General features: G+C 64.8%; 8 protein-coding genes and 1 tRNA gene. 6 read left to right on the top strand and 3 right to left on the bottom strand.

Translation table 11 applies throughout. The features are described 5' to 3' along the window. Positions 1-459: LysE family translocator (locus F0Q45_RS22060; RefSeq protein WP_149655954.1), on the top strand; the 459-nt coding region annotated here is incomplete at its 5' end. Here F0Q45_RS22060 and polA read toward each other — a convergent pair. Further along, entirely contained in the window at positions 456-3119 is a 2664-nt protein-coding gene (gene polA, locus F0Q45_RS22055; RefSeq protein WP_149655955.1) for a DNA polymerase I, read from the bottom strand. The two genes, F0Q45_RS22060 and polA, sit on opposite strands and share 4 nt — an antisense overlap. 131 nt (positions 3120-3250) lie before the next feature. Here polA and F0Q45_RS22050 point away from each other — a divergent pair, with 131 nt between their 5' ends. Together F0Q45_RS22050 and F0Q45_RS22045 are read left to right on the top strand one after the other, a co-directional pair. Then, the gene (locus F0Q45_RS22050) at positions 3251-3697 is read left to right on the top strand and encodes a Zn-ribbon domain-containing OB-fold protein (RefSeq protein WP_149655953.1); all 447 of its coding nucleotides are present in this window, start codon (positions 3251-3253) and stop codon (positions 3695-3697) included. Then, the gene (locus tag F0Q45_RS22045) at positions 3694-4896 is read left to right on the top strand and encodes a lipid-transfer protein (RefSeq protein WP_149655952.1); all 1203 of its coding nucleotides are present in this window, start codon (positions 3694-3696) and stop codon (positions 4894-4896) included. Before F0Q45_RS22050 ends, F0Q45_RS22045 begins: the two co-directional genes overlap by 4 nt. 71 nt (positions 4897-4967) lie before the next feature. Here the strand turns inward: F0Q45_RS22045 and F0Q45_RS22040 are convergent, their stop codons facing one another. Beyond that, the gene (locus F0Q45_RS22040; RefSeq protein ID WP_149655951.1) at positions 4968-5579 is read right to left on the bottom strand and encodes an ANTAR domain-containing response regulator; all 612 of its coding nucleotides are present in this window, start codon (positions 5577-5579) and stop codon (positions 4968-4970) included. A 112-nt stretch (positions 5580-5691) separates the two neighbouring features. Between F0Q45_RS22040 and F0Q45_RS22035 the strand changes: the two genes are divergently transcribed. From F0Q45_RS22035 to F0Q45_RS22025, 3 genes are all read left to right on the top strand, one after another. Then, positions 5692-5768, top strand: a tRNA-Leu gene (locus tag F0Q45_RS22035). Between the two features lie 111 nt (positions 5769-5879). Further along, on the top strand, positions 5880-7208 hold the full coding sequence (locus F0Q45_RS22030) for an adenylate/guanylate cyclase domain-containing protein (protein ID WP_149655950.1): 1329 nt from the start codon (positions 5880-5882) through the stop codon (positions 7206-7208). Positions 7209-7247: 39 nt separating this feature from the next. After that, positions 7248-7838, top strand: coding sequence for an HdeD family acid-resistance protein (locus F0Q45_RS22025; protein WP_149655949.1), 591 nt, complete (start codon positions 7248-7250; stop codon positions 7836-7838). An 83-nt stretch (positions 7839-7921) separates the two neighbouring features. Here the strand turns inward: F0Q45_RS22025 and F0Q45_RS22020 are convergent. Then, positions 7922-8960: bifunctional lysylphosphatidylglycerol flippase/synthetase MprF (locus F0Q45_RS22020; RefSeq protein ID WP_149655948.1), on the bottom strand; the 1039-nt coding region annotated here is incomplete at its 5' end.

Raw genomic sequence — 8960 nt, 5'->3', positions numbered from 1 at the left:
GGCGGCGCCGGGCTGTCGGTATTGCTGATGGCCAACCACGCGCTGTCGGTGGCGCTGCATGTCATCGGGGCGGTGATCCTGATCTGGCTCGGCATCAGCGCCTGGCGTCACGCGCAGCACCGAACCGACGTCGAGGTACCCATCGCGCCCCGCGGCAGGACACCAGGCGCGGCATTCCGCGCATCGTTGGTATCGATCGCCGCCAACCCGAAAGCGGCCACGTTCGGGATCGTGGTGTTGCCGCAGTTCCTGCCGTCCAGCGGTTCGGTACTTCCCACACTTTTCGTGCTGGCGGCCATTCAGCTTGTGGTCGACACCGCGTGGTGTGTCGGCGTCGTGCTCGCCGCCGACCGGGCCCGCGAAATCCTTGCCAGGGTGCACGTGCGCCGGCGCATCGAACGGACGCTCGGCGCCGTCCTGCTGGCGTTGGGTGTCGGCGTGGCCGCCGACACCCGCTAGTGCGCAGCGGCGTCCCAGCTGCGGCCGTAGCCGACCGAAACCTCCAGCGGGACGTCGAGCGGGTAGGCGCCGCCCATTTTGTCGCGCACCAGCGCCTCGACCCGCTCCCGTTCACCGGGTGCGATTTCGAATAGCAGCTCATCGTGTACCTGCAGCAGCATGCGCGAGGCCAGCTTTGTCCCTCTGAGCACCTTGTCCACCTCGATCATCGCCACCTTGATGATGTCGGCAGCGCTGCCCTGGATCGGCGCGTTGAGCGCTGCCCGCTCGGCGGCCTCCCGCACCTGGCGGTTGCTGCTATCCAGCTCGGGAAGGTAGCGCCGGCGCCCCAACACGGTCGAGGTGTAGCCGTCTTTGCGGGCCTGTTCGACGACGGCCATCAGATAGTCGCGCACTCCGCCGAACCGGGCGAAGTACTGATCCATCTGGTCTTTGGCCTCCTCGGTGGAGATCTTGAGCTGGGCGGATAACCCGTAGGCGCTCAACCCGTAGGCCAGCCCATACGACATTGCCTTGACCCGGCGCCGCAGCTCACCGGTGACCTCCTCGATCGGCACGCCGAACGCTCGAGACGCCACAAAGGAATGCAGGTCCTCCCCGGTGTTAAAGGCTTCGATGAGGCCCTCATCGCGCGACAGGTGCGCCATGATCCGCATCTCGATCTGGCTGTAGTCAGCGGTCATCAACTCGGCGTAACCAACCCCAACCACAAATGCGTCGCGGATCTGACGGCCGGCGTCGGTGCGAATCGGGATGTTTTGCAGGTTGGGCTCGGTCGACGACAACCGGCCGGTCGCCGCGATGGTCTGGTTGAACGTGGTGTGAATGCGGCCGTCGGTGGCCACCGAGTTCAACAACCCGTCGACGGTGACTTTCAGCCGGGTGACATCACGGTGGGCCAGCAGATGCTGCAGAAACGGATGCCCAGTCTTTTCAAAAAGACCCTGCACCGCATCCGCATCGGTGGTGTAGCCGGTCTTGGTCCGTTTCGTCTTCGGCATACCGAGCTCGTCGAACAGCACCACCTGCAGCTGCTTGGGCGACCCAAGGTTAATCTGCTTGCCGATAACTGCGTACGCGGCCTCAGCAGCATCCCGGATTTGGTCGCCGAATTGGCTTTGCAGCTCGCTTAGCATCGGCAGGTCAACGGAGATCCCGGCGCGCTCCATGTCGGCCAGCACCCGCTGCACCGGCAGCTCCATCTCGGCCAGTAATGCCGTGGAGTCGATGCGGGCCAGTTCGGCGTCTAGCGCAGCGGCGAGATCCACCACCGCCCGGGCGCGCAGAATCGCTGTCTGGACGGCTTGCTCGTCCACTCCGTCGATATCGTCGAGAAGTGAAAGTTGTCGCTGTTCAGGAGTTTCCGCACGCAGCTCGCGCCGCAAGTAGCGCAGCGAAAGGTCGTCGAGGGCGAAGCTGCGCTGGCCCGGCCGCACCAGGTAGGCCGCCAGCGCGGTGTCGGAAGTAACGCCGTTCAGCGTCCAGCCGCGGCCCCGAAGATCGTGGATGGCCATCTTGGCTTCGTGAAGCGCTTTGGGGGTGGCGGGGTCAGCCAGCCAGACCGCCAGCGCAGCGTCGTCGTGGGGAGTCACGGTGGCGGTGTCGATGTAGGCACCGTCCCCGTCGGCGGCGGCGATCGCCAGCGCGGTGGCGTCCCCACCGTGGGGCAGATGGGTGCCCACGACGGTCAGGCCGGCGCGGCGTCCGTCGCTGGCATGCTCGGTCAGCCACTTCGCCACCGCGCCGGGTTCCAGGGCCGCGCCACGCACGTCGAACCCCGCGTCGACCTCGGGCTCCACCGCAGCCAGGGTGTCGAACAGCCGGTCACGCAGCACCCGGAACTCGAGGTCGTCGAAGAGCCGGTGGATATGGTCGCGATCCCAGGTCTGCAGCCGTAGCGTGTCCGGCGTTTGAGCCAGCGGCACGTCGCGGACCAAGTCGGTGAGCTCGCGGTTGCGCACCACGCTAGCCAGGTGCGCGCGCAGCGCATCGCCGACCTTGCCCCGCACCGAATCGACATTGTCGATCAGACCCTGCAGCGAGCCATACTCGGCGACCCACTTGGAGGCCGTCTTCTCCCCCACCCCGGGAATCCCGGGCAGGTTGTCGCTGGGATCGCCACGCAGCGCGGCGAAGTCCGGGTACTGCGCGGGAGTCAGCCCGTACTTCTCCACCACGGCGTCTGGCGTGAACCGGGTGAGTTCGCTGACGCCTTTGCGTGGGTACAGCACGGTGACGTCGTCGCTGACCAGTTGCAGTGCGTCCCGGTCGCCGGTCACCACCAGCACCCGGTAGCCCTCCTTCTCGGCCTGGGTGGCCAATGTCGCGATGATGTCGTCGGCCTCGAACCCCGGTTCGGCGAGCACCGTGATGCCCAGTGCGCCTAGAACTTCCTTGGTGATGTCGATCTGGCCGTGGAATTCGTCGGGTGTCGATGACCGGTTGGCCTTGTACTCCGGATAGCGCTCAGAACGGAAGGTTTGCCGGGACACGTCGAATGCCGCCGCGATGTACGTCGGGGCTTCGTCGCGCAGCAGGTTGATCAGCATCGCGGTGAAGCCGTAGACCGCATTCGTGGTCAGCCCGCCGCGGGTCTTGAAGTTCTCTGCGGGCAGCGCATAGAACGCTCGGAACGCCAGCGAATTGCCATCCAGCAACATCAGCGTCGGCTTGGCCTGATTCTCACTGGCGGTACTCACGGCTCACACTCTAGGCACCCGGTGTGACGAGCATACGGCGCAGGAACTGGAACACGTTTCAATTTTGTGCCGGAGCTGGGTAGGCTGGCCAAGTGCCAGAGGTCACCAGCCAAAAAGCGGCGATCGACGGATGGTTCGCCACCGACGACACCGGTAATACCCACCTGATCGGCAGCAAGTGCCCCCAGTGCGGCAGCTACGTCTTCCCGCCGCGAGAGAACAACTGCCCCAACCCGGCTTGCGAGAGCGACACACTAGAGGCCCTCGCGTTGTCTCGGCGCGGAAAGCTGTGGAGCTACACCGAGAATCGGTACGCCCCACCCCCGCCATACCCGGCGCCTGACCCTTTCGAGCCGTTTGCCGTTGCGGCGGTGGAGCTGGCCGACGAGGGGCTGATCGTGCTGGGCAAGGTGGTTGCGGGCACGCTGGCCGCCGACTTGCGGGTGGGCATGGAGATGGAGCTGACGACCATGCCGCTGTTTACCGACGACGACGGCGTGCAGCGCATGGTGTACGCGTGGAGGATCGCACCCGCATGAACACACCCGAACCGCTCTACATTCTCGGCGCCGGGATGCACACCTGGGGCAAGTGGGGCCGCGACTTCACCGAATACGGGGTGGCTGCCGCGCGCACAGCGCTACGCGAGGCCGGCCTGGACTGGCGTCAGATCCAGCTGGTGGCCGGGGCAGACACCATCCGCAACGGGTATCCGGGGTACGTCGCCGGTGCCACGTTCGCGCAGAAGCTCGGCTGGAATGGGGTGCCGGTCAGCTCCAGCTACGCCGCATGTGCCAGCGGTTCGCAGGCGCTACAGAGTGCGCGGGCCCAGATCCTGGCCGGTTTCTGCGACGTCGCACTGGTGATCGGCGCCGACACCACGCCTAAGGGCTTCTTCGCACCTGTGGGCGGCGAGCGCAAGAGCGATCCCGACTGGCAGCGATTCCACCTGATCGGGGCCACCAACCCGGTGTACTTCGCGCTGTTGGCGCGACGCCGGATGGACCTTTATGGCGCCAGACTTGAAGATTTCGCCCAGGTGAAGGTCAAGAATTCGCGCCATGGCCGGCACAACCCGAACGCGCGGTTCCGCAAGGAAACGTCGGTCGACGACGTGCTGGCCAGTCCGATGGTCGCCGACCCGTTACGGCTGCTGGACATTTGCGCCACCTCCGACGGCGCGGCGGCGCTGATCGTGGCCAGCGCGAAATTCGCCCGTGAGCATCTCGGTTCCCTCAACGGGGTGCCGGCAGTGCGCGCGGTCAGCGCCGTCACCCCGCGCTACCCCCAGCATCTGCCCGAATTGCCGGATATCGCAACGGATTCCACAGCAGCAGTGCCGGCGCCTGATCGGGTTTTCAAGGACCAAATCCTGGACGCGGCCTACGCGGAGGCCGGCGTTGGGCCCGAGGACCTGAGTCTGGCCGAGGTGTACGACCTGTCCACTGCGCTGGAGCTGGACTGGTACGAGCACTTGGGGCTGTGCGCCAAAGGCGAAGCCGAGTCGCTGCTGCGTCGCGGGGCGACCACTATCGGCGGGCGGATTCCGGTGAACCCATCGGGCGGCTTGGCCTGCTTCGGCGAAGCCATCCCAGCGCAGGCGATCGCGCAGGTCTGCGAGCTCACCTGGCAACTACGCGGTCAGGCCACCGGCCGGCAGGTGGAGAACGCAAAAGTTGGCATTACTGCGAATCAGGGCCTATTCGGGCACGGCTCGTCGGTGATTGTGGCCCGCTAAGCGTTGCCGAGCAGACGCAGAATCGCACTCCGTCACCCGGATCCGCGCGATTCTGCGTCTGCTCGCGGCAGTCAAGCGTCCGTGGCGGTGTCGAGGGTTTCCAGAACAACTTCGGCTACCCGTTTCATGGTGGTGCGCCGGTCCATGGCCGCGCGCTGAATCCACTTGAACGCCTCAGGCTCGGTCATGCCCTGTTTGGCTTGCAGCAACCCTTTGGCACGTTCGACGAGCTTGCGGGTTTCCAAACGGTCAGACAGCGTGGCGACTTCCTGCTCCAGCGCGGTGATCTCGCCGAACCGGCTGACGGCCAATTCAATGGCCGGAATGAGGTCACTGGCAGTGAAGGGCTTGACCAGATAGGCCATGGCACCGGCGTCGCGGGCACGTTCAACGAGGTCCCGCTGGCTAAAGGCGGTCAGAATCACAATCGGCGCGATGCGCTTACTGGCGATCTCCGAGGCTGCGTCGATCCCGTCCCGGCGGGGCATTTTGACGTCCATAATCACCAGATCAGGCTGATGCCGCTCGGCAAGTTCGACGGCTTCCTGGCCGTCGCCAGCCTCGCCGACGATGTCGTACCCCTCCTCTCGCAGCATCTCGGCCAGGTCCATGCGGATGAGCGCTTCGTCTTCCGCAATCAGGACTCGGCGTGGCATAGCGGCGTCGGTAGTTGGGCCGGTCATGACGGACATTGTGGCGTGGCCGGTTGCGATAGGGAACCTTGGGGGGCGGTGAGTCGGGATGACGACACGAATCCTCTAGGGTTGGAAGCTCCTCTAAGGTAGTAGGCCGGCAGCCCTCGTATCCCAACTGGCAGAGGAAACGGATTCAAAACCCGTACAGTGTGAGTTCGAATCTCACCGAGGGCACCAGGCCGACCGGCGAATACTGCGGTCGGGCGGTGGCCAAGTCCGTCTACTGGTGTGAGCCGCACCACTGCTACGCGTTGGGTACACGTAGCGGTCACCGGTAGGCTTTGCACCGTGGCGGCTAAACAGTGCGGTGCCACACGGAAAGGGTCCGAGAGCTCGGCCCACCCGGACTGCGTCGCCGTAGTGCGCGAGCAAACCCGTGAACTCAGTCAGCACTACGCGCGAAGCGCTGCGCGCCGTGCGCGAGTGCTCAGTATCGCGGCCTGGCTGTCTGTGATTGTGAGTGCAAGCTTTGTGCTGGTGCAATTTCTCACAGAGGCATGGATCTGGCAGGTCACTGCCATCAACATTACCGCCGCTCTAATCTTCGCGATTGTCCCGATGCTGCACCGCTTCGGCGAATTGGTGGCGCCGCTGACGTTCATCGGCGCCGCGTACGTGTCGGTCTTCGCCAGCTGCTGGGGCGTGGGCACTGGGTCCGGCGCGCAGTTCTTTTTTCTCGTAGGCGCTTGCCTGGTGGTGCTGCTCTTGGGTATCGAGCACATCGTGTTAGCAAGCGCGCTGGCGGCACTCGCAGCAGGCTTGACCATCGCGGTGGAGTTTGTGGTACCACGTAACACCGGGATGCAGCCAGCCTGGGCGCAGTCCTTGGGCTTCGTCATCACCACCATCTCGGCTTGTGTAGTGGTGGTTGTGACGGTCTGGTTTGCCCTTCGGGACACCGCGCGCGCCGAGTCGGTGATGGAAGCCCAGTACGACCGTTCCGAAGCGTTGCTGGCCAACATGCTGCCGGCGAGCATCGCTGAACGGCTCAAAAGCCCCGAACGAAACGTGATCGCCGATAAGTACGACGAGGCGTCGGTGCTGTTCGCCGATATCGTCGGTTTTACCGAACGTGCCAGCAGTACCGCCCCGGCCGAACTCGTCCGCTTCCTGAATCGCCTGTACAGCGCCTTCGACGCGTTGGTGGACAAGCACGGTCTGGAGAAGATCAAGGTCAGCGGCGACTGCTACATGGTGGTCAGCGGCGTACCGCGCCCGCGACCCGACCACGTGCACGCATTGGCTGACTTCGCGCTCGACATGATCCATGTCGCGGCCGGATTGACCGACCCTAGCGGCAGCGCGGTGCCGCTGCGGGTGGGCCTGGCCACCGGCCCGGTGGTCGCGGGTGTGGTGGGTTCGCGCCGGTTCTTCTACGACGTGTGGGGCGATGCGGTCAACGTCGCTTCGCGGATGGAGTCCACCGACTCGGTAGGCAAAATCCAAGTGCCAGAAGAGGTCTACGAGCGCCTCCAGAATGACTTCGTCATGCAGGAGCGCGGGCAGATCAACGTCAAAGGCAAAGGCGTCATGCGCACGTGGTACCTGATGGGCCGCAAGGCGGTAAACCAGCCCCCCGATGTGGTTGCCGAGGAGCCAACCACCGCCCACGTCTGACCGCGCGCTGTCGGCCCCACGCGCGGCCCTAACCGCCAGATGTGCCACACTGCGGCCATGGAAACCCCAACTGTCTCAGGCCCTGTTCCAAGCTTGTTGCCGCATTTGTGGAAGTCCACGATGGTGTCAGGAATTCTGTCGGTGATTCTCGGCGTGTTGGTGCTGGCCTGGCCCGGAATATCCGTCCTGGTTGCCGCCGTCGCGTTCGGGGTCTATCTAATCCTCACCGGCATTGCGCAGGTGGTGTTCGCGTTGAGCCTGCATGTTTCGGCCGGAAGCCGCATCCTCTTGTTCATCAGCGGAGCCGCCTCGCTGATTCTGGCCGTGCTGGCGTTTCGTCATTTCGGTAACGCCGTCCTGTTGCTGGCCATCTGGATCGGTATCGGGTTCATCTTCCGGGGCGTCGCCACCACCGTTTCGGCAATCAACGATCCCGCGTTGCCGGGGCGGGGATGGCAGATATTCATCGGGCTGATCAGCCTGCTCGCCGGCATCGTCGTGATAGCTGCGCCGTTCGAGTCGATCATCACATTGGCGATCGTCGTCGGTGTCTGGCTCGTCATCATCGGGGCATGCGAAATCGCATCGGCGTTCGGTATCCGCAAGGCGGCGCAAAGCCTCGGCCGATAGGCCAGCCACCACCGCATAAGATAACTCGCTGGCTGTCCGCGGCGATTTGGCGGAACACCGATTTCCTAGATTTCCTACGCCGCCTAGAAGTCGGCTCGCTGGTGTAGCGCTTCAACGACGCGCCGGCGACGCGGTATGAATTCCAGGGAGAGCAGCACCACCAGCAACGGAACGACCTGAGTCAGCGAGACCAAGGCGTAGCGCCGCTCATCCAACGCGTGGAACTTGCGTAGGTAGCGGTACAGCGACTCCAGCGAGATCAACGGGTCCAACAGATGGATCAGCAGGTAGAACACGTGCTGCAGCCGGCTACGGTGCCGTTCATCGAAAATCTCCGGGAACGCCGCGAACGCCAGCGATAACCGCTGCGCCCCAGCATGTTGAGCGGCGGCAATCATGTCCACGCTGAGCCGCTCGTCGATCCCGTTCGGCGCGCCGCGGCGCCGCCACGGCACATCAAGGGAATACTCGCTGCCGTCGCCAGCGGTCGCGAATCGGTCGAAGCCCTGCACCCGTCCCGCAGCGTCCCTGGCGATGATCAGCAGCACCCCTGGGTATCTGCCCTCCAGCACTCCGTCCAGGTTCATGCAGAAGCCACGATCGGTGCGAGCCCCTTTGGGAGATGCCAGCAGCACCTCGGTCAGCTCCGCTCGCTGCGCATCGTCGAGTTCCTGTTCCGCCACGATCTCGGTCGTGATGCCCGAGTTATGGGTGCGGCGGACAGCCTGGCGCAGGTTACGGAACTTGCGACCGACCATCTCGAAGCTCGACACGTCGATGACGACGTCGCGCCCAATGGGTACGGCCCGCAGGGATCGAGCCGACACAGCGCAGTGTGTCCATAGAGCGAGCCGCCGCTCGCTGCAGGCCAGCACGGCGATTCGCCAGCCCCGGGTATGGCACAAGGTGGCGAAGTCCGCAATCAACTCGGGGAACTGCGATTCGTCTCCAACCGGGTCCCCCGCGACAACAGCGAATCCCATCCGGGTCCGGTAGGCGAGCGCGGCAGTCCTAGCCGCGCTGAAGTGGTAGCACTTGCCCGTTTGCATCGCAAACGGCGCCAACGGGTCCGCGCTGGTCGCGTTGATCAATGCCCACACCCGGGGCAAGTCTTGCGGCCGC

The sequence above is a fragment of the Mycobacterium simiae genome, assembly GCF_008370645.1.
GTDB classification, from domain to species: Bacteria; Actinomycetota; Actinomycetes; order Mycobacteriales; family Mycobacteriaceae; genus Mycobacterium; species Mycobacterium simiae_A.
Note: the sequence above shows the minus strand (reverse complement) of the source record. Positions and strands in the feature narration are given on the sequence as shown.

Bases quoted from the DNA above. Each gene is read 5' to 3' on its own strand.
- polA (WP_149655955.1), bottom strand. From the start codon at position 3,119: ATGTTGCTGGATGGCAATTCGCTGGCGTTCCGAGCGTTCTATGCGCTG.
- F0Q45_RS22025 (WP_149655949.1), top strand. From the start codon at position 7,248: ATGTGCCACACTGCGGCCATGGAAACCCCAACTGTCTCAGGCCCTGTT.
- F0Q45_RS22040 (WP_149655951.1), bottom strand. From the start codon at position 5,579: ATGACCGGCCCAACTACCGACGCCGCTATGCCACGCCGAGTCCTGATT.
- F0Q45_RS22045 (WP_149655952.1), top strand. From the start codon at position 3,694: ATGAACACACCCGAACCGCTCTACATTCTCGGCGCCGGGATGCACACC.